The 21,809-nt window shown below is 48.2% G+C and carries 10 protein-coding genes and 2 pseudogenes; 3 read left to right on the top strand and 9 right to left on the bottom strand.

Features of this window, described 5'->3' with window-relative positions; translation table 11 throughout:
• Positions 1-22 precede the first annotated feature (22 nt).
• Positions 23-1,927 carry a long-chain fatty acid--CoA ligase gene (locus tag DW083_RS19275; RefSeq protein WP_122333520.1) on the bottom strand — a complete coding sequence of 635 codons (1,905 nt, stop codon included), beginning with the start codon at positions 1,925-1,927 and terminating at the stop codon, positions 23-25.
• Positions 1,928-1,956: 29 nt separating this feature from the next.
• Positions 1,957-5,312 (bottom strand): annotated as a pseudogene (gene mfd, locus DW083_RS19270) (transcription-repair coupling factor).
• Between the two features lie 107 nt (positions 5,313-5,419).
• Between mfd and DW083_RS19265 the strand changes: the two are divergent.
• Positions 5,420-6,151 (top strand): annotated as a pseudogene (locus DW083_RS19265) (polyprenol monophosphomannose synthase); the annotation flags it as partial.
• 96 nt (positions 6,152-6,247) lie between these two features.
• On the opposite strand, the gene DW083_RS19260 reads toward DW083_RS19265, so the two are convergent.
• Positions 6,248-7,366, bottom strand: coding sequence for a hybrid sensor histidine kinase/response regulator (locus DW083_RS19260; RefSeq protein ID WP_115497723.1), 1,119 nt, complete (start codon positions 7,364-7,366; stop codon positions 6,248-6,250).
• Positions 7,367-7,461: 95 nt separating this feature from the next.
• Positions 7,462-7,824 (bottom strand): PleD family two-component system response regulator, encoded by a 363-nt coding sequence (locus DW083_RS19255; protein ID WP_115497722.1) that lies wholly within the window; start codon positions 7,822-7,824, stop codon positions 7,462-7,464.
• A 116-nt stretch (positions 7,825-7,940) separates the two neighbouring features.
• On the opposite strand from DW083_RS19255, the gene DW083_RS19250 reads away from it, so the two are divergent.
• Positions 7,941-10,391 carry an alpha-L-arabinofuranosidase C-terminal domain-containing protein gene (locus DW083_RS19250; RefSeq protein ID WP_122333519.1) on the top strand — a complete coding sequence of 817 codons (2,451 nt, stop codon included), beginning with the start codon at positions 7,941-7,943 and terminating at the stop codon, positions 10,389-10,391.
• A gap of 165 nt (positions 10,392-10,556) precedes the next feature.
• Here DW083_RS19250 and DW083_RS19245 read toward each other — a convergent pair whose 3' ends face one another.
• From DW083_RS19245 to DW083_RS19225, 5 genes are all read right to left on the bottom strand, one after another.
• Positions 10,557-12,905 carry a family 20 glycosylhydrolase gene (locus DW083_RS19245; protein ID WP_122333518.1) on the bottom strand — a complete coding sequence of 783 codons (2,349 nt, stop codon included), beginning with the start codon at positions 12,903-12,905 and terminating at the stop codon, positions 10,557-10,559.
• 182 nt (positions 12,906-13,087) lie between these two features.
• The gene (glyA, locus tag DW083_RS19240) at positions 13,088-14,368 is read right to left on the bottom strand and encodes a serine hydroxymethyltransferase (protein WP_122333517.1); all 1,281 of its coding nucleotides are present in this window, start codon (positions 14,366-14,368) and stop codon (positions 13,088-13,090) included.
• Positions 14,369-14,475: 107 nt separating this feature from the next.
• Positions 14,476-14,799: a type II toxin-antitoxin system RelE/ParE family toxin gene (locus DW083_RS19235; RefSeq protein WP_122333516.1), complete on the bottom strand. Its 324-nt coding sequence runs from the start codon at positions 14,797-14,799 to the stop codon at positions 14,476-14,478.
• Positions 14,793-15,047 carry a hypothetical protein gene (locus DW083_RS19230; protein WP_122333515.1) on the bottom strand — a complete coding sequence of 85 codons (255 nt, stop codon included), beginning with the start codon at positions 15,045-15,047 and terminating at the stop codon, positions 14,793-14,795. The genes DW083_RS19235 and DW083_RS19230 overlap by 7 nt, the downstream gene beginning before the upstream one ends.
• Before the next feature lie 92 nt (positions 15,048-15,139).
• Positions 15,140-16,201: a Gfo/Idh/MocA family oxidoreductase gene (locus DW083_RS19225; protein ID WP_122333514.1), complete on the bottom strand. Its 1,062-nt coding sequence runs from the start codon at positions 16,199-16,201 to the stop codon at positions 15,140-15,142.
• 626 nt (positions 16,202-16,827) lie between these two features.
• Between DW083_RS19225 and DW083_RS19220 the strand changes: the two genes are divergently transcribed.
• Positions 16,828-21,726 carry an Ig-like domain-containing protein gene (locus DW083_RS19220; protein ID WP_158582143.1) on the top strand — a complete coding sequence of 1,633 codons (4,899 nt, stop codon included), beginning with the start codon at positions 16,828-16,830 and terminating at the stop codon, positions 21,724-21,726.
• The last annotated feature ends 83 nt before the right edge of the window (positions 21,727-21,809 follow it).

The raw sequence follows: 21,809 nt of genomic DNA, 5'->3' as shown, positions 1-21,809 counted from the left end.
TCGCGTTGTGTTTAGTTCTGGCTTACCCCAACGCCTTTTTGTTCGTCTCATTGACCGGGTTCTTCCCTTCCGGAGTGTAGAGCTGGTCGATGCGGGCGGCATAGGCTTTTTCCACTTTGCCGCGGACGATCTTCATCGTGCTGTTGACCATGCCGTTCTGCTCCGTGAATGGTTCCGGCAAGACGGCAAAGGCAGCAGGCAGCCAGCGGTCGGGGAAGAGGGTCGACAGGTCGCCCCCTTTGCGGAAACGGTCTATCTGCGACTGGATGATCCGGATCGCTTCCTCGCATCCTTTATCGGATGAAAGATCGAGATGCTGGTGCGCTAAGTGTTTCTTCAGACGTTCTTTGTTCGGCACGACGAGGGCGACGGTGTACGGACTCTGGTTGTTATACAGGATCAACTGGTCGATGCAGGAAGAATGTTCGACCAGCGCCTCCTCGATCCCTTCGGGACTGTACTTCTCGCCGTCGCTACCAATCAACAAGCTTTTGAAACGACCGAGCACATACAACAGGCCGTCATGTCCCATATAACCCATATCTCCGGTATAGAGCCAGCCGTCGCGTACGGTCTCGGCCGTCGATACCGGATTCTTCCAATAGCCCGCCATCACATTCTCGCCTCGTATGACGATCTCGCCCTTCTCACCTGTCGGAAGTTCTTTTCCATCGGCATCACATATTTTCAGGTCGAGCGGACGAACCAGTACGCCGCTGCTTCCGAACGTATGCCGGCGCGGGCCGTTGGTCGAAATTACCGGAGTGGCTTCACTCAAGCCGTAACCCTGGTACATCGGCAGGCCGATTGCGTAATAGAACTTCTGCAGGTCTTTGTCCAACAGGGCGCCTCCGCCGATGAAGAACCGGAGCTGACCGCCGAAATTCTCACGTACCTTGGTGAAAAGCAGTTTGTCGAACAGGCTGACAAGCGGTTTCAGCAGGCAGCGGGCGCCACGTCCCTTATCCTCCCCGCCGTCGCCATTATAGAGGTAGGCGACCTTGAGGGCGAAGTTGAACAGGCGGGTCACCTGTTTACCCTGTGCCCGGATGCCTTGCTCGATGTTCTTCTTGAAATTCTTTGCTAACGCCGGGACGCTCAGGATCAGGTAGGGTTTGAACTCTTTGATATTGACCGGGATGTTCTTCAACGTCTCCAACCCGGTACGTCCCACCTGTACGGTCGCGACCGATGCCCCCTTCGACATGAAGATGTAGAAGCCGACCACATGCGCGAAACAATGATCGAGCGGAAGGATCACTAACGTACGCCAGGTGTCGTCGATGTCGACGCAGGAGAGCGCCTGCTCCACGTTGGCCGTATAGTTGCGGTGCGTAAGGATGACGCCTTTCGGGTCTGCTGTCGTTCCGGAGGTATAGGTGATAGTCGCGTAATCGCCATCCTGCAACGACTTGCCGATAGTCAGGAACTCATCCAGCGGATGCGCTTCCAGATACGCTTCTCCCATCCGAAGAACTTCGGAGAGGGGGATTTCTTTCTCCTTATATTCTGTCTGCTCGTCCATCACGATCACTTTCTCGACAAGGGGAAGGCGGTCCATGATAGCCCGTATCTTCTTCAGCTGGTTACCGGAAACGAGGATATATTTCACGTCGGCATGCACGAGGCGGAACAGCAGGTCGTTCGCTTCTTCCAGTTTAATGGAAAGCGGGACGTTGGTCGCACCGGCGTAGAACATGGCCAGTTCACCGATGATCCAGGCATTACGGCCTTCGGAAAGGAGCGCCATGTTGTCTCCTTTCTTCACTCCGAGAGCCATCAATCCGGCACCTGCCGTATAGACTTGCTGCTGGACTTCCTTATAGGTTGTCGGCTCGAACTTGTCCTTCGTCTTCTCCCACAGGAAAGGGTTGTCGGGATATTGCTGCACCGAGCTCTCGAAAAGGTCAATAATTGTCTTCTTCATGTCTGATATCTGTTTAATTGTTTTATTCACTAAAGGGCAGGAACCTTCTCTATCTCTTCCATATATCCGCAAGCCGCCTCGACCGTCGGAACGTTCTTGATCACGATACTGCGTTTCCCGTTCTGCTCCCGGAGGTTACATTCGCGCGGGTGCTTCTGGATAAAGCCGAGCAATTTGTCGAACGCCTCGCTCTGGTAGTAGGGGCTGTCGGGGTTGGCGACGAGGAAGATATTCATCTGCCCCTTTTTCAGCACGACCTTCTCCATCCCCAACTGCTTTGCCATACGGCGCAGGCGGACGATGCGGATCAGTTCTTTCCCTTCCTTCGGCACCTTACCGAAACGGTCCTTCAGGCGTTCGGTAAAGGCAAGTATGTCGCGCTCTTCCTCCATCTTGTCCAATTCGCGGTAGAGGGAGACGCGCTCGGAATCGTTCGGTATATAAGTCGGCGGGAACATCAGTTCCAGATCGCTTTCGATATAGGTTTCGCGGACGTATTCGCTGCCTGTGTCGGGATGCTTCTCGGTCGCGTCGGTGTAGAGGTCGGCAAACTCTTCGGCCTTCAATTCGTCTACGGCCTCCTCCAGAATCTTCTGGTAGGTCTCGTAGCCGAGGTCGGCGATGAAGCCGCTCTGTTCGGCCCCCAACATGTTGCCGGCCCCCCGGATGTCGAGGTCCTGCATGGCGATGTGGATGCCGCTGCCCAACTCGGAGAAGTTCTCGATTGCCTGCAAGCGGCGGCGTGCCTCCTGCGTAAGGCTCGATAGAGGTGGGGAGAGGAGGTAGCAGAAGGCTTTCCGGTTGCTCCGCCCGACGCGTCCACGCAGCTGGTGCAGGTCGGAGAGGCCGAACTGCTGGGCATTGTTGATGATGATCGTGTTGGCATTCGGCACGTCGATACCGCTCTCGACGATGCTGGTCGCAATCAGCACGTCGTATTCGTAATTGACGAAGTCGAGGATGATCTTTTCTAACTTTTCCGGTTCCATCTGCCGTGGCCGACGGCTATGCGGGCGTCCGGCACTTCGCGTCTGACCAGCGCCTCCATCTCGTAGATGTTCTGGATGCGGTTGTTGATGAAGAATACCTGCCCGTTGCGGCTCATCTCGAAGTTGATCGCCTCGCGGATGATGTCGGGGTTGAAGCGTTCCACCTCGGTCTGCACCGGATAGCGGTTGGGCGGAGGCGTCGTGATGCTCGACAGGTCGCGGGCTCCCATGAGTGAGAACTGGAGCGTGCGGGGGATCGGCGTCGCGGTCATCGTGAGCGTATCCACGTTGGCTTTCAACTGGCGTAGCTTCTCTTTGACGGAGACGCCGAACTTCTGCTCTTCATCGATGATTAGCAGGCCGAGGTCTTTAAACTTGACGTCTTTGCCGACAATACGGTGTGTCCCGATGATGATGTTGACTTGTCCCTCTTTCAGGTCTTTCAGGATCTCTTTTATGTCTTTTGCTGTACGTGCCCGGCTGATATATTCGATCCGGCAGGGGAAATCCTTCAGACGTTCGGAGAATGTCTGGTAGTGCTGGAAAGCGAGAACGGTGGTCGGGACTAACACCGCCACCTGTTTGTTGTCTGCTACAGCCTTGAAGGCGGCGCGGATGGCGACTTCAGTCTTTCCGAAACCTACGTCGCCGCAGATCAGACGGTCCATCGGGCGGTCGTTCTCCATATCCGTTTTCACGTCGGCGGTCGCCTTCATCTGGTCCGGCGTATCTTCGTAGATGAAGCTGGCCTCCAACTCGTGCTGCATGAAGCTATCCGGGCTGTAGGCAAAGCCCTTTTCCTGTTTCCGCTTGGAATAGAGGAGGATCAGGTCGCGGGCGATGTCTTTGACTTTCGACTTGGTCCGTTCCTTCATCTTCTCCCAAGCTCCAGTCCCGAGCTTGCTCAGCTTGGGCGGCTCACCGCTGTCTTTGCCTTTGTACTTGGACAGCTTGTGGAGAGAGTGGATGCTGACGAAGATGATGTCGTTGTTCTGGTAGATCAGCTTGATCGCTTCCTGCATCTTCCCGTTCACCTCGGTGCGTACCAGTCCGCCGAACTGTCCGACGCCGTGGTCGATGTGGACAATGTAGTCGCCGGTCGTGAATTGGTTCAACTCTTTCAGCGAGAGGGAGAGCTTGCCGCTCCGTGCCTTGTCGCTTTTAAGGTTGAACTTGTGGAAGCGGTCGAACAGCTGATGATCCGTGAAGAGGCAGATGCGCAGCGTCTCGTCGGTGAAACCTTCGTGTATCGTCTTGTTGACGGAGGTGAAGGGGAGGTCGTCTCCCCGGTCCTCGAAGATTGCGCGGATACGGGCGGCCTGCTTCTCCACGTCGCTCAGTACATATAATGTATAGCCGTCTTCTATGTATTTGTGGAAAGACTCGCTTACCAGATCGAAGTTCTTGTGGTAGATCGGTTGTACCTCTGTGGCAAAAGTTAGCGTCGTGTCTGCTGTCCCTGTCGGACGTGTACCGAAATGGATGCGGCGGAAACCGAGGGCGGCATGCAGGAAATCTTCACCTGTCACTAACTTTGCCCGCATTTGTTCGGCGTCTGCAAAAGAGTCTTCGTCTCCTACGACCGGTTCTTCGTTCCAGATGCTGCCGATCCGTTCCTTTACCCATGCCAGGTCTTTGAAGGCGAGCAGGGTGGCAGATGGCAAAGAGTCCAGCAGAGATGAGTTCGTGCGGTTGCCTCTTGTCATCTCCGGAACGATATAAATGCTGTCTAACTTCTCTTTCGATAACTGCGTCTCTACGTCAAACGAGCGTATCGTCTCCACTTCGTTGCCGAAAAAGTCGATACGGTACGGAAATTCGTACGAGAACGAGAACACGTCCAGGATACTGCCGCGCAGGGCATATTGTCCGGGTTCATAGACATAATCCACTTGCTCGAATCCATATTCGTCCAGTACATCCGAGACAAACATATTGTCTAATTTCTCGCCGACACTGATCTTCAGCGTGTTTTCCTTCAGGACTTCGCGGGAGATCACTTTCTCGGCCAACGCGTCCGGATAGGTGACGATGACAAAAGGGATATCCGGGTCCTGCAAAGTGCTGAGCACTTCGGTACGCAGGATTTCGTTAGCCGGATCCACATGCCCGTATTTGATCGCACGCCTGTAGGCGGAAGGGAAGAAGTAGATTCCGTCGCCTCCGGTAAGTTGAACCAGGTCATGGTAAAAATAGCCGGCTTCTTCCAGATCGTTTAACACACACACATAGCTCCCCCTTCTTTTTGAAAAAAGAGAAGCTATTGTCATTGCGGCCCCTGAACCGTTCAGTCCTTTCAGAAATATATTGCGGGACGTTTCGCTTTTTAGCAGGGTATTTAATGCCGCCACTTGCGGATGGGCGGCATATTGTTTCAGTAAATCTTGTACCTCCAATGTGATATGTTCTTTTCGCAAAGGTAGGCTTTTTGTTCAAAATAGTAGACAGGCATAGTATTAAATCAATTAAAATATGTACCTTCGCCCTACAAATTAGAAGGATTATGTCAGACAGTATTGTTATTATTCCCACTTACAACGAGAAGGAGAATATCGAAAATATTATTCGGGCTGTATTTGGGTTGGAGAAAGAATTTCATATTTTGATTATAGATGACGGATCGCCCGATGGTACGGCGGATATTGTAAAACGATTGCAAAAAGAGTTTCCCGAAAGCCTTTTCATGGTGGAACGTAAAGGTAAATTGGGATTGGGTACGGCTTATATCTGCGGATTCAAGTGGGCGATAGAACACAAGTACGATTTTGTATTCGAAATGGATGCAGACTTCAGTCATAATCCGAACGATCTTCCCAAACTATATGCAGCCTGTACGGAACAGGGTGGTGATGTGGCAGTCGGCTCCCGTTACTGCAATGGCGTGAATGTCGTGAACTGGCCGCTGGGACGTGTGCTGATGTCTTACTATGCTTCCGTATATGTTCGCTTTGTAACAGGTATGAAGGTGCAGGATACGACAGCCGGTTTCAAGTGTTACCGCCGGGAAGTGCTCGAGACGATCGATCTGGACCATATCCACTTCAAGGGATACGCCTTTCAGATAGAAATGAAGTTTACGGCGTATAAATGCGGCTTTAAGATCGTAGAGGTCCCTATCATTTTCATCAACCGTATATTGGGAACGTCAAAGATGAATTCTTCTATTTTCGGAGAAGCCCTGTTCGGCGTGTTAAAACTGAAGTGGTGGAGCTTATTTAAAAAGTATCCGCAGAAAGGAAACCGGAAGCAATTGCCGGATAATATACTACAGATAATAAATGAAAATGCATCCCGAAAGGTGCAGCTTTTTTCATTTATATATCTTTTGTTCTTATTCCTGATTCAGTGCATTTAGAGAGAAATGGAACGTAGTGCCCTTTCCTTCTTCCGAGTCAAACCACAGCTTACCGCCCATTTGTTCCACAAAGTCCTTACAGAGCATCAAGCCTAAGCCGGAGCCTTTTTCATTATTCGTTCCGTAAGAGGTAAAATGCGTATTTTGTTTGAGCAGTTTACCCTGGTCCTCGGCTTTGATCCCCTTGCCGGAATCCTTGACACTGACAATGACAAAGTTGCCATCCGTCTTGGTCGATATCGTAATCGTTCCCTTTTCGTAGCTGAACTTAACTGCATTTGATACTAAATTGCGGACAATGGTCTTTACCATGTCGATGTCCACCGATCCCATCAGCTCTTTGTCCAAACCGTCAATAACGATAGATATGCCTTTCTGGGCAGCCATCGGGATAAATATATCGGCAGTACTGCTTACAATACTGTTAATGTCTACTTGTTGCTTGTAAATGCTTTGTTTGTTCAGCCGGTTTTTGGCCCACTTCAGCAAGTTGTCGAGCAATTGGAATATTTCTTCCGATGTCTTGTTCATCATCTGGAGCATCTCATACACTTCGTCGCTGACCTGACTCTTGTCTACCATCATCAGGATGGCATTATTCATCATTTTAAGAGAGCCGAGCGGAGAGCGTAAGTCATGTGCAATGACAGAATAGAGCGTATCGCGTGATTCGATTGTGTTTTCAAGCTCCTGTTTGATACGTTTGATGCTGAACAGTTCGTAACGGTGGGCGACACGTTTCACCAACTCTTCCCGTTGGAACGGCTTCGTTACATATTCCGTAGCCCCCAGCTGATAGCCTTTTACAATACTCTGCATGTCACTCAAAGCAGACATGATGATTACGGGGATATTATTGGTTTCAGGATTGCTCTTCAGGTGTTGCAACACTTCATAACCATCCATTTCCGGCATCATGATATCAAGCAAAATAAGATTGGGATGCTTTTCCTGGGCGATACGCAATGCTTTTGCTCCACTGTCTGTTGTCAGTAGTGTGTAGCCTTCTTTTTTCAATATCGCTTGAACAAGCATTACGTTAGTAGGTACGTCATCTACTACTAATACAGTATATTGTGATGCTAAGTTTTCCATTTGATTCTGCACTTTTCTTGATATTCAAATACTATCAATGATACAAATGTATTTAATTCTGCTGATATAATTGCTTTTTTCTCTGAAAATAAATATTATTTCAATAAAACTTTTATCCTCGTTTTTAGTTCTTCGGGGTTAAATGGCTTAAGAATAAAATCGTTAGCGCCCTTTTCAAAGAGCCGTGTCCTGTCGGAGTCGCTTTCAACACTCGTCAGAATGAGTATCGGAATATGTGAAAGATTTTCGTTCTCTTTTAAAGCTGTAACAAATTCTTCCCCGTTCATTTCCGGCATCATCAGATCCGAAATAATGGCATCCGGCATGTTTCCCTCCTTTAGCCAATTAAGAGCAATAATCGGATTCTCCACATACTTTACATTGTATCCGGATAAATAAAGTGTTATAATTTTCGCAATTTCCGGTTTATCATCTACTAAAAGGATAGATTTATTCATAAGGCTGTCGTTCTTGGGTTTTATTTATGTATTTATTTTACAAATATAATCATTTGTCTGAAATAACCTTCTTTAGTCAGTGGCTTTTTATAGAAATTATTCTTTAAGTTTGCACCATGAAATCGAATTCACTTCTTTTAGCGCTTTTACTGGTAAGCTGCCAGCCGGAAATGCCTGTCACATCTTCTATCCTGGTGGATGGGGAAGGATTGACAGTCCCGGTGAATAAAGAACTGTATGGCTTGACAATAGAAGAGATTAATCATGCGGTGGATGGCGGCATTTATGCCGAACTTATACAAAACCGGAGTTTTGAGGACGGAGTGCCGCCTTTGAACTGCCCCTTTGATCCTGTCCGCCGTGTTCTGACGACGCCGAATGGTTGGACTATCCCTTTTTTGCGCCCTGATTCGGTTCCCGGATGGCGCCGTTTTTCTCCTACTTCCTATATGTACCCGGACACGAAAGAGCTGATTAATGACAAAAACCGCCGTTCCCTGTTAGTTTCTGTTTCCGCATCGGCCGAAACCGGGAAAGGCGGCGTAATAGCGGATGGATATCAGGGGATTCCTATCCGTGAAGGCGAGAAATATGATTTGTCTTTCTATATAAAAGGCGCCTCTATGGTTCCGAAAACCGTAAGCTTTACATTGGCCGATTCAACGGGAAATACGGCTTTCAGTGAAGTATTCCGTGTTGCTCCTGCTTATGAGTGGAAGAAATATAAACATACTTTTACGGCGACATCGACTACCGGTAAAGCGGTGTTAACCGTCACGACAGACAGTTCGGCTGTCTTCTGGCTGGATGTCGTATCCCTCTTTCCGCAAAAGACTTGGAAGGAACGGCCAAACGGATTACGGCCGGAGCTGATGGAATTAATTGCCGCTTTGCAACCTAAGTTTATCCGTTTTCCGGGAGGCAGCTTTGTGGAAGGATACACGGCCGGAACCTATCCCGTCTGGCGTGAAACGATAGGCGATATTGCCGAACGCAAGCATTTCTGGAATGTCTGGGCGTATGGCACGACAAATGGAGTCGGCTATCATGAATACCTGCAGATGTGCGAGGACCTGAACGCCGAGCCCGTCTATGTCATTAACAGCGGTGTGACCAGCCAGAGCCGCCGTCCGCGTTACGAAGATATTACGGCGATGGACAAACTGGTACAGGATGCTTTGGATGCTATAGCCTATGCCAACGAGCCTGCCGATTCCATCATGGGTGCATTGCGTGCTAAGCATGGACATCCGGAACCCTTCGGACTGAAATATGTAGAGATAGGGAGCGAGAACTACGGGCAGGAGTACACGAAACGTTTCGCCCTGTTTAAGAAGGCGATCAATGAAGTTTATCCGGATGTTACGGTGGTTAGCAGTTCCTACATAAAAGGAAAGAACCGGAACGAATGGTCGGACACGCATCTTTACGCAAGTGAATCCTTCCTGATCTCCAATTACAACAGATATACAGCCGGACGGTATTCGCGTCGTATGCCACCTGTGTTTATCGGCGAGTTCGGGTTATCCGGCGGAACACAGCCCGGAAGCCTGCGGGCTGCTATCGCAGAGGCCTGTTTCCTTGTCGGCGTGGAGAACGGGCAGGATATCGTAAGGCGTTTGGCTTATGCCCCGATCGTCGGAAACACGAAATACAAGATGGAACGCTATCCGGCTATTTCCTTTGACGGCGGGCTGATTGCCGTTTCTCCCTCTTACCACCTGCTGCAAATGTTCGGCAACAACAGGGGTGACGAAGTCTTGAAGACGGAAGTGCGAACGTATCAGAAGCCGCAGGTTACGTTCGGGCGTGCCGGCATCGAGATGTTCGACAATAGTTATGACTTTAAGGAAGTGAAAATAAATAATTCGCCGGTTACGGAAGGAACGGTTATGACGGGAAGCTGGAAAGTCGACCAGGGAACCTTGATCCCCGTACCGAACCGCTGGAACTACCTCTTGTTGGGTGATTCCACCGCTTATGATTATACCTTTTCCGCCGACATCAGAAGGACGAAAGGGAGCGGGCAGATCCAGTTCCGTGTGCGTGACAACGGATTGCCCGGCGAACAGAACGACTATATCGGGATGACAATCGGAGGGGGCTTTGCCGAACTTTACCGCCAGGCCGGTGGAGTGAGGGATACGTTATGCGCTCCCGTATCCTATCCGTTCCAGAGCAATCGCTGGTATAATGTAAGGATAAGTTGTAAAGATGAGCATATCAGTTGCTTCATTGATGATACATTGGTTCATGATGTTATCATCCCTTCCATTCCGTCGTTGGTTTCAACCGCGACGCTGGATAAGAAAGACAATACGGTTATCCTGAAAGTGGTCAACACGACTCAGCATGAAGAAAGGACAGAGCTCGACCTGCAAGGTCTCAATGTCAAAAATACGGCGGAAATCATCCAGCTGACAGGTGATCCTGATGCACGCAATACTTTCGGCAAACCGGATGCAATCGTGCCGGAAACGAAAGAGATTACTTTCTCTATGAGTGGTCCCAAAGTGTATAATTTCCCTCCGAACTCGATTACGATCATGAAGCTCAAAGTCGATTGATATTTGGATAGGTATCGGATAAAAAAGGGACAGGCATCGGATCATAAACCGATGCCTGTCCCTTTTTTATTCAATGCTTGTTCCTTTATCACTTGTATTTATGTCATTTGTGTCTTCTTAGTATGAGTTTGCGGGTCAAGCCCGCAATGACACGATGCAAGTTGATTAATGAACCAACATCTCGGGAGTGATCTTAACGAACTTTTCGGTGTCGGCTTTGCGTAGCTTCACACTGCCGTCATTCCAATTGGAAGGCCAGCCGCCGATGATATGTCCTAAGAATACAACCTTGATTTCGTGCAAACCTTTTGACAACGCTGCAGAACTGTCGTGACGGGAGAAACGTTTTACTTCGCCGCCGTTGTTCACTAACAATTTGCCGTCGATCCAGACTTCTTCGTTATCGGAAGAAATATAGTAAACGCCGTCTTCCGGAATGTTTACATAGCCGGTTGCGACTGCTGCATATTGTTTAACGCCGCGCATCGATTCGCTTGTCTTGACTACGCTGGTGATTTCACGCAGATCTTTGATCACGGATTTCTTCCATTCTTTTGCGTCAGCCAATTTGGAGGTGTTCAGATACATTCCGTCCGTCACCTGCATTTCCAGGCCCGGAGTAGTCTTGGTTACTTCCTTGGCAGGTGCCAACGCCTGCTTTTCAACTGTGATCGTACGCGTCTTGCTCATCTTGCCGGAAGGCAATACGGAGCGGATCTTCAGCACGCCGGATTCCGTAAACTCGATAGGAGCGGTGTAAACCGTCGATTCGGGAGTCGGTTCTGTTCCGTCGATCGTATAAACCACCTTGATCGGGCGGCTTGTTTTAAATTCCAGAGAAGCCTTGTCTGTGAAGGCTACGAAGTTGCAGGAACCGTTCGGTTGTTCAGGTTGCGGGATATGGTAGTTGACATTTAACGCATCCAAACGAACCAGTGCATTGTCCAGACGACGTTCGAAATCCTTATAGTCCTTGCGTGCCAGCGGTGTCCAACCTATTTCGGCAACAGCCAGGACACGCGGATAAGCGCGGTATTCCAGAAGATCCGTGTTGTACATATATTCAGACCACAAATTGCTCTGTACGCCTTTGATGAAATGGTCTTTTCCGGCAGCCACCAATGTGTCCGGCGTCGGATTGTAGGCATATACTCTTTCCAACGGGTCGTAACCGCCGATAGAAACCGGTTCGATCTTGGGATCGCCCTGGAACTGGTCGATATACATACCGTTGCTGCTCGGAGTCATGATCGCTTCGTGTCCCAGATTGGCAGCAGCGATACCGCCTTCCTCACCACGCCATGACATGACGGTTGCAGTAGGAGCAAGACCACCTTCCAGGATTTCATCCCAGCCGATGATCTTCTTTCCATGCTTTTCAGCCAGGTATTTTTCCATACGCTGAACGAAATAGCTCTGCAGCTTTTCTTCGGCGGAGTGTTCCTTGTCTGCTTTCAAACCTTCTTCGCGGATACGTTTCTGGCAAAGCGGACAGTTTTTCCAGCTGATCTTCGGACATTCGTCACCTCCGATATGGATATATTCGCCGGGGAAAAGAGGGGCGACTTCATCGAATACGCCCTGCATGAACTCGAACGGTTCTTCTTTTCCGGCACACATGACGATATCTTCCACACCCCAGATAATACGCGGAGTGGTCGGCTCGCCCTTGCAGGAAAGTTCAGGATAGGCGGCGATGGCAGCCAGTTCATGTCCCGGAAGTTCGATTTCCGGCACGATCGTGATAAAGCGGTCGGCGGCATATTGAACGATCTCCTTGATCTGGTCCTGTGTATAGAAACCTCCGTATTCGGTACCTTCACCGTCGATACGTTTGGAACCGATTTCCGTCAGCTTCGGGTATTTCTTGATCTCGATACGCCAGCCCTGGTCGTCTGTCAGGTGCCAGTGCATACGGTTGATCTTGAACAAAGCTAACACGTCGAGATGCTTCTTTACATTCTCTACCGGGATGAAATGGCGGCAAGGGTCAAGCATGATGCCGCGATATCCGAAACGCGGTTCGTCTTTCACGGTCACGCAAGGAGCCGTCCAGGCAATGCCGTTAACAACAGCCTGGCTTTCAATCTCAGCCGGAAGCAGTTGCATGAATGTCTGCATACCGTAGAATAAGCCCTGCGGATTCTTTGCTTTGACAGTAACGCTGTTCGGTGTAACGTCCAGCGTATAGCCTTCATCGTTTACATCCAATGTTTCGTCGATCGTCAGTGCGATGCCGTTTGAGGCGGCTTTGTCGCTGACAGTTATCTGATAGCCGGTAGCCAGGTTCATCTGGGCTGCGAAATATTCGGCAACTGTTTTAGCTTCCGGTGTGGAAGCGGAGAAAGCGGTGTTCTTGTTTAGTTTAAAACTGCCCTCGTTCTGGACGAGGCTTACAGGAGTCGGGATTACATTGATGCCCTGGTTGTAAGGCATCTGCTTTGTAGGCCCTTCGCTGCACGACGCAAGAATACAAAGTGCTGCGCCGGCACACATCGAAATGAGTTTCATCATGTTTTTTGGTGTTTTTTGTATGAATGAAAGAAGTATGTGACAAAACTACTTGTTCCCGCGCTTGACGCGGGATCGCATTAGAACTGAACGATATAAATCGCTTATTGATAAAGCCTGTCCTTTTGCGGCCCCGCGTCAAGCGCGGGGACAAGGGATTTTGCCACACCCTCTCTGTATTAATTTTACCAAGCGAAGATAGGATATTCCTTCATAATGCCGTTTACCTTTTCGCGAACAGCAGTGATAGTCTTGTCGCATTCAGGCGCGGCCAGTACAGTGTCGATCATTTCTACGATTTCAGCCATCAGCGGTTCTTTAGCGCCGCGAGTGGTGATAGCCGGAGTTCCGACACGGATACCGGAAGTCTGGAAAGCCGAACGGCTGTCGAACGGAACCATGTTCTTGTTCACCGTGATATCGGCAGCGACCAATGCTTTTTCAGCGACTTTACCTGTCAGATCAGGGAACTTCTTGCGCAGGTCGATCAGCATGCTATGGTTATCCGTACCATCGGAGATGATCTTGTAACCTTTATCGATAAATGCTTTTGCCATAGCGGCAGCATTCGCCTTCACCTGTGCCTGGTAGGTCTTGTACTCCGGTTCCAACGCTTCGCCGAAAGCGACAGCTTTTGCAGCGATCACATGTTCCAGCGGACCTCCCTGAATACCCGGGAATACGGCTGAATCCAGCAACTGGGACATCTTCTTGATCTCGCCCTTCGGAGTCTTCTTGCCCCAGGGGTTTTCGAAGTCTTTACCTAACAGGATGATACCTCCGCGCGGACCACGCAATGTTTTGTGTGTCGTGGAAGTTACGATATGGGCATATTCCAACGGATTGTTCAGCAAACCGGCAGCAATCAGACCTGCAGGGTGAGCCATGTCGATCATCAACAGGGCGCCAACCTTGTCAGCGATTTCACGCATGCGCTTGTAGTCCCATTCGCGGGAATAAGCGGAACCGCCACCGACGATCAATTTCGGTTTTTCACGCAAGGCGACTTCTTCCATCTGGTCGTAGTCGACACGGCCGGTTTCTTCTTTTACGTTATATTCTGTCGCATGGTATAAGATACCTGAACTGTTTACTGGAGAACCGTGAGAAAGGTGGCCGCCGTGTGCCAGGTTCAAACCGAGGAATGTATCGCCCGGGTTCAACACTGCCAGAAATACGGCTGCATTCGCTTGTGCACCTGAATGAGGCTGTACGTTCGCCCATTCTGCATTGAAAATCTGTTTCAACCGTTCGATAGCGATGGTTTCGCTCTGGTCTACTACTTCGCAACCTCCATAATAGCGCTTGCCGGGATACCCTTCGGCGTATTTGTTGGTCAGGCAGCTACCCATGGCTTGCATCACCTGGTCGCTTACAAAGTTTTCGGAAGCAATCAGTTCTATGCCTTTAGCCTGGCGCTGATGTTCCTTCTCAATGATGTCGAAAATGATATTGTCTCTTTTCATTACATGTAAAATTGGTTATTGCAATGAATCCCTTTTCTTTTAATGGGACCGTTGGCAAATTTACGATAAAAAATTGTATACAGGGATAAAATAGTCTTGAAATATACTTATAACTTCAACATCTTATTCAGGTTGGATGGATTTTGCCGGCAATCGAAAATGGCAGCGATTTTTATAATATCTTTTCGTATATAATAGATGATCTTATAATCGCCAACAACAAAACTGCGGAAAACTTGTTTGTTTTTGGGATCTACAATTTCAACTTTACCCATCAATGGTTGACTAACTAAACAATTAGCGGCATCAATGATAGGATCGATTCTTTTTCGAACAACTTTTCCATTTGACATGGATTTGTAAAAAGTGTAAATTTCTTTTAGTTGTTTCTTGGCTTGGGGTAACCACGTCGGGTTTAGGGGTTTTACCATGTTTTCATTTCTTCTTCAAGCTCTTCTGTTGAGATTCCTAACCCATTTTTATCATCTTCCAATGATTGACGAAGTATTTCCATCTGTTCTTCGTGCGTGTAGACACAAGGACGTTTTCTTGGGATAACATTCATGTTTTTGAATTTATCTAAAGCCCTTCTCAGATAAGGGATCAGCTCCGGATTATCTATATCCAGAATATCCTCGATCAAGAGCTGCTTCATTGCATTTAATTCCATAGTTGTCATATTGTAGTTATATTATATGTTGATACAGTTGCAAATATAAGTATATCAAATGAAATAGTCCGTATAAAACCGGACTATTTCTTAAGCTTCTCTTATTTTCCAAATTTGACCACTTTTCCCTCTTTGCTACTTTCCCAAGCCGCTTCGATCAGGCGGATGACGGGCAATACGCCGGCGGCGTCCGTCAGGAGCGGTTCGGAGAGGCGGAGGTGACGGTGGATGTTGTCGTAGAAGCCGGCGTAGTCTCCGGCAAGACTGGGATATTTGTGGCGGACGATGTTACCGTCTTTTTCCGTATGAAGGAGGCCCCAGATGCTTTCGTCTTCCACTCCCCAATTAGCAGTGCCGGGCATCAGGCCTTCGTTCAGATCGGCTTCCTGCCGGTCCAGACCGTATTTGACAAACGAACCTTCCGTGCCGTGCAGCACAAAACGGGGTTCCGGTTCACACATCAGGTAACTCGATTTCAGCGTCACCTTCACATGCGGCGCTTTGGAGGGGCGAAGCAGGTGTATCACAAAGTAATCATCAACCAGTCCGCCGGTACGGATAATATCTATGTCTGCAAAAATAGCTTCCGGCACGCCGAACAACTGGACAGCCTGGTCGATGACATGCGCCCCGAGGTTATAGGTCAAGCCGCCGCCCATCTCGCCGGTCTCTTTCCACGTTCCGGGCTTGATAAAGTTACGATAGCGCGGAAAGGTCGATTCGAACTCGACGAGGCGTCCCAACACCCCTTTGTCTAAAATCTCTTTGACCGTCAGGAAATCCGAATCCCAGCGTCTGTTCTGATACACACTTAGGGCCAACCCTTTGGAGCGGGCAAGCGCAATGAGTTCTTCCCCCTGTCGGACTGTCGCCGTGAAAGGCTTTTCCACAATCACGTTCTTTCCGGCTTCCAGCGCACGGCGGGCATAGTCATAATGCGTGCTGTCGGGTGTGTTGACGACAATCAGTTCCAGTTCGTCCATCGCAATCAATTCGTCAAAGCTGCGCACGATGCGTGCCGACGGATAGCGTTCTTTCGAGAGTTCCTTACTGCGCTCTGTGATTGCCGTCAGGCAGAAAGCCGGGTTCGTGCTGATAAACGGAGCATGAAATATTTGCCCGGACATACCGAAGGCTGCCAAACCTGTTTTGATCTTATCCATAATGATGCTTTTTTTGCGAAGATATAAATATTATATTAAACAGAGTAAGAAGAAAAGCTCTTATTGTTAAGAGCGCATTCTTTGCTCGGAAATATTCGATTCTCCGAAAGCTATGTAGATGATCTCATTTACATTATTTTTCCCTTTTTCTTTGTTTATTGAAAACTAAGGCCTACTTTTGCCCCATGTACACCTGCATGGCGTTGCGGGTCAATGCATCTTATTAGATAAACGAGAAGCGTTTTAAAGATATTATCCTATTCTGAAACTTCGACAATTTCGGTACAAGTGGATAATAGACAACAAAACGCTCGCGTTCCTTTCCTTGTTATATACACATGCGCCAGCATGTACGCATATACAAGCTAAAAGGGCGTGGGCTGTTGTTTATATCACTGTACGGGCAGTCGAAGGCCTCAGAATAGATATATCAACAGTTCCCACGCCTCTTTTATTTTGTATAACCTTCACTCCGGGAATTGATGGAATCCAAATTTAGAGAGCCGATGAAATAAGAGAACCAAACACACGCAAAAGACCCGTTTATGTGTAACCACACGAATTACACCTTAAACGAGTATAGGGAATTTATTATTCAATACTTATATTTAATTACACGGAAAAATATGAAAAGAAAATTACAAATATGCTTATTGGCGTTGTTAGTGATTGCCGGAGCCAGTTGGGCATTGACATCTCCTGAGACTCCTGCCACAATAGGATCGGAACTCCATCTTACAAAAGCCGATGCACCTGTGGTCTATGGTATTACCACGACAAAAGGTGATGCCGGAAATATAAATGTACAAGTCAAATTTGAAGTTATCTCTGTCGAGGGGATCGATCTGGCTAATAGCGGATTTGAATATTACGAGCCTAAAACATCATCCTGGGTGACAGCTACACTTGAGGAAGGAAAGTCTTTTGTCTTTGGAGCAGCAGAAGGTTTTTCGCTCCAGGACGCAACTTCCTATTTCAGGATCACACCGAAAGGAACAGGTACGATGGTTTCCCAAGTGGAAGTAATCAATGTTGCCAACCAGGAAGCTGTAGCAACAAAAGAAGACCGGCTGGATGTGACCGCGGATGCTCAAAACATATCGATCACGAAAGGTGAAACTACAACCTATTACGGCTCCCTTTACACGGCAGTCCTTTTTGCAGAAGCCAACGATGTAATCCAGGTTCCTGCCGGAGAATACGACCTGCGAAGAGGGATGGAAGCGATAACCGACCCTGAAACAAATGGAAAGTGGAGCGGTTGGTATTTGCCCATTCAAAAGCCATTGACTATCCAGGGTGCAGGAAAAGGCAAAACGATTCTGACGTCAAGTACGGAAGCCCTCAACAATGCAGGGGATAACAACCAGCAGGACTTTATTACTGTATTCCCGAATGCAACAGGAACAGTGCTGAAAGATATGACAATCATCTCCAAATCAGAAGCAAACAAAGCAATCCATGTGTTTGGCAAAGATTTCGAAATGTCAAATGTCGCACTGTTTCCGGCAAAAGACAAAAACAACTTTGCCGGTTCGATCTATTTCCAATCAGCAGATGGAGATGGGACAATCAAACTGACAGACGTAGAACTGAACCAGGGTCGCCTGTCTTTCAGTGGTACAACAAAAGCAAACGTCACATTGGAAAATGTTGCTATCGACTATACACAAGTCGCTATTGCCAAAAACGTAATTTCAACAGATGACTTACAGGATTATCCTCCTATCGGTTCTGTTACAGGCAAAAGCAATCTCAATATCACGGCTAAAAATGTATCCGTATTATTGGCTGCTAACGACGGTAAATATCAGCCGGATGCGGAAACATTCAACAATATGCCTGCCGGAACGAAAGCAGTCTTTACGGATGGCACGTATTCTTTTGCCGATAACCTGACAATCAGCCAAAGCATCGCCCTTGAAGGGACAGCAAACGCCAAACTTCAGTTTACGAATGGCGGACTGATCGTTGATGCCAACGATGTCGCCCTAAATAACCTGAATATCGAGACGAAGGCTGGAGCTCCTGTTACAATTAATGCGAGCAAAACAGGGTTCACTCTTAACAAGGGTCTCTATTCCCGTGCGACATTAGCAGGATCGGATGTCAAAATACAGGGTGAAAGCGCTCTCCGCTTCATGAGTTCAAACGGAGCAATCAATGTTACCGGAGCTACATTGGTAGGCGGTATTTACGTTGAAAACTGTACCGGTTCATTAGCCGGAGTGAAAGGCAATTCTATTTCCTATACGTATGAAGGACCGGTTTCCTTTGTCGGGATCAGTGCGACATTTAGTGGAACGAATGCCAGTGCAGCTGTAGTTTCTGTTGCAGACCTGGCAGCACAAAACACAATCAAGATGCCGGCTACAGGCATGCAATATGATGTTACATTTGAAAATTCCGGTACATCTCCCTGGACAAAGTTTGCATATGTCGTATCCGGTGTTCCCGCAGTAAAAGACAATAAAATCAACCTTACCGCAGGCAGTGATGTTGCATACAACGGTGTTGTCCTGCAACGTGCCATTGATTATGCAGCAGCACAGAGCGAAAAACCGGAAATCATCTTAGGAGCCGGAACATATCAGGGCTGCTTCATTATGGCAGACGGTGTTAATGTGACCGGAGCTGATAAGGCTACTACTATTCTGGATGGCAATGCCAAAGGACGCGTGGTTTCTTACAAGGCGGATGCCGCCTATGATGGTTCTGCTTTTACAGAAGCTGGCTTGAAAAACGCGACCACTTGGAGTAACCTGAAAATCACTAACGGTAAAGCCGATAACGCTGCCGGTGCAATCATCACAAAGAACGTCACATTGAAGAATTGCGAAATCAGTGCAAACGCTACTGAAGGCAAGGCCGGTGGCGTGATGTGTTATATGGGCGGTGTGGTCGACGGTTGTCTGATCCATAATAACAAGGCTGCCAGCGGTGGCGGTGTTGTCATGCACTTTATCGGTACAATCCAGAACAGTGAAGTTTATAATAATACGGTAACAGGAGATAACGCAAGTGCTCATTCTGGCGGTATCAATACCCGTACGAATATAGAAAACATTGATAATGATGCAAGCAATATGCAAATCTTGAATTGTAAGGTTTATGGTAATACGGCTTACAACATTGCCGGTGTCGGCCTGAACGGTAAAGCAACAATGGTCAATACATTAGTTTATGGCAATACGGCAACCGGTTCAAAAGGTGTTGCAACGGCTGAAGGCAAAGACGATACGACACAGGGTGCTGTAGAGTTTTCTGTAGCCGGAGCAAAAATGGTCAACTGTACGGTTTGGGGCAATAAAGCAACTTTGGAAGGTGCCGAAGCGAATGTTTCCGCTTTCGATAACAGCCAATGCACTATTATAAACAGTGTAATGGAAACCGTAACTAATTCAACTGTAAAAGGAGGAACAATCACCTATAGCGCAAGCGCTTCGCTGGAAACAGATGCAGAAGTTACCCACAATATCAAAATAGAGAACTACGACCCGTTCACCAATGCAAGTGCAGGTGACTATACGTTGGCCGATGGCTCTAAATTCGCGAATAAAGGTTCGAACGAAGCTTACGCTGCCGCTTATCCGAAGACAGACCTTGCCGGGAAAACCCGTATCCAGGAAACAACGATCGACCTTGGCGCATACGAATCGGCTTACAAGGCAGCTCCTGTAAACACAGAAGAGGCATTAAAAGAAGAATTGGCAAAGAAGCCTGCTGAAATTGTAATTGAAGCACCGGAAGATGGTAAAGCAGAATTGACGATCAAGGAAGCTATCGAAATCGATTATCCTGTTACCATCACATCATCCGATGAAAAACCGGTAACGATTCAGGTGGAAGAAGGCAAATCGGCCTTTACAACAAAAGAAGGCGGCGAACTGACATTGGATAATGTAACGATTGCTACAACTGAAACAACATCTGGTTCAACAGAAACTGCTCCTGTTATCAAGATTGAAACAGGTTCCGAAGCCACCCTCCAGAACTCAACCTTGGAAGTGCCGGCTACTGTAACGGCAATTGAAGCAAGCGGTAAGATGACTATTTCAGGTGTCGACCTGACTGTTAAGCCTGTCGAAGGTGGTGTTACAGCCGCTCCGGTTATTAATGTAGCTAAAGGAGGTGATGTCACCATTGACAACGCCGCTATTACAGACGGAACCATCGAAGTAACTGGTACATTAACGATCGAACCGGCAGAAAAGAAAGAAGTAGTCTTCACACAAACTTCTGAAGATAAACCGGCACTGGATTTAAAGGATGGTGCTAATGTTACCGTAACCAACGCACAGTTCACCGGAAAAGCAGTTGAAGCAGCAAGCGGAGCAATCATCAACTTCTCCAACTGTAACTTCTCTTCTCCGAAAGAATCCAAAGCCGTGCGAATGACAAGATCAACAGGTGACGATGGCAATGCAACTGTTATCGATGCCGGCGATGCTACTGCCACAATCGAAGGTTGTATCTTCACCGAAATCAAGGGCACTCTGCCGATGCTTTACGGTAAGAATCTGACGGTGAAGAGCTGTCTGTTCTATGATAATGAAGATATGGTGATGATTGAAATAATAGATGGAGGCGCTTCCACTATAGCAAACAATACTTGCGTCAACAATAATGAAAATGCAGAATCGGCTATTATCAGCAATGCTTTAGAAGCAGCCGTTATCAAGAATAATATCCTCTGGACAAATACAGATGAAGCTATTGCAGGAAATCATGTTATCGGTGATAATATCTCGCACAATGCGCTGAAGACAGCAGCCGAAACAGTTGCAACGAATAGTCTGAAACTGACTACTTATGACTATATCATGTTTAACAACACGAATCATAAGTATCAATTGCACAAAGATTCTCCTGTCGCCAAAGCACAGGGCGATATCACCGCTGTAGCTGAAGGTGCCATGGATATTTTAGGCGACGCACGTCTGACCGACGACGACACGAATAAAACTGTTCATTTCGGCGCTTACGAATCCGTTTACACCCCGACAACCGGTGGTGGAAGTACAGGCGGCGGCACTGGCGACACGACTCCGGACGCAACCGGTATCAAGTTGGATAAGACAACTTTGACATTAGCACGCCTGCAATCTTACACATTGATTGCAACTGTTGAACCGGCAGCTGCCGGCGGCGTAAAATGGACAAGCACAGACCCGTCTGTTGCCACAGTCAACGCCAACGGTAAAGTAACCGCTGTCAAAGTAGGCCAGGCAACCATTATTGCTACAGCCATCAACGGCGGTCTGACAGCCCTTTGCCAGGTAACGGTTGACTTTGCAACAAGTGTTGAAGAGGCTCTTGCCGAATCGGCAATCTTCGGTCGCGAAGGCGGTATCCAGATCCAGCCGGCTACACCGGTAGAAATGATTATTGTCAACATGGCAGGTACAGTCGTAGCCCATCGCACGATCAGCCAGGCAGAAACGATCTCTGTTCCGAAAGGAATCTACATCGTTCGCCTGAGCAGTGGTGGCCACGTGCTGACACAGAAAGTAAACGTCCGATAAAGACGCGCATTTATATTAAGTAATCTTCGATTTTTCGTAGATTAAGCTTTTTAGTTAAAGTGAATGGGAAAGGGAGGCCGTGA

The sequence above is a fragment of the Parabacteroides sp. AF48-14 genome, from assembly GCF_003477465.1.
GTDB classification, from domain to species: Bacteria; Bacteroidota; Bacteroidia; order Bacteroidales; family Tannerellaceae; genus Parabacteroides; species Parabacteroides acidifaciens.
This window is presented reverse-complemented; position numbering and strand designations above follow the sequence as displayed.

Coding starts and splice junctions, on each gene's coding strand:
- DW083_RS19275 (WP_122333520.1), bottom strand. CDS start 1,927: ATGAAGAAGACAATTATTGACCTTTTCGAGAGCTCGGTGCAGCAATAT.
- DW083_RS19260 (WP_115497723.1), bottom strand. CDS start 7,366: ATGGAAAACTTAGCATCACAATATACTGTATTAGTAGTAGATGACGTA.
- DW083_RS19255 (WP_115497722.1), bottom strand. CDS start 7,824: ATGAATAAATCTATCCTTTTAGTAGATGATAAACCGGAAATTGCGAAA.
- DW083_RS19250 (WP_122333519.1), top strand. CDS start 7,941: ATGAAATCGAATTCACTTCTTTTAGCGCTTTTACTGGTAAGCTGCCAG.
- DW083_RS19245 (WP_122333518.1), bottom strand. CDS start 12,905: ATGATGAAACTCATTTCGATGTGTGCCGGCGCAGCACTTTGTATTCTT.
- glyA (WP_122333517.1), bottom strand. CDS start 14,368: ATGAAAAGAGACAATATCATTTTCGACATCATTGAGAAGGAACATCAG.
- DW083_RS19235 (WP_122333516.1), bottom strand. CDS start 14,799: ATGGTAAAACCCCTAAACCCGACGTGGTTACCCCAAGCCAAGAAACAA.
- DW083_RS19230 (WP_122333515.1), bottom strand. CDS start 15,047: ATGACAACTATGGAATTAAATGCAATGAAGCAGCTCTTGATCGAGGAT.
- DW083_RS19225 (WP_122333514.1), bottom strand. CDS start 16,201: ATGGATAAGATCAAAACAGGTTTGGCAGCCTTCGGTATGTCCGGGCAA.
- DW083_RS19220 (WP_158582143.1), top strand. CDS start 16,828: ATGAAAAGAAAATTACAAATATGCTTATTGGCGTTGTTAGTGATTGCC.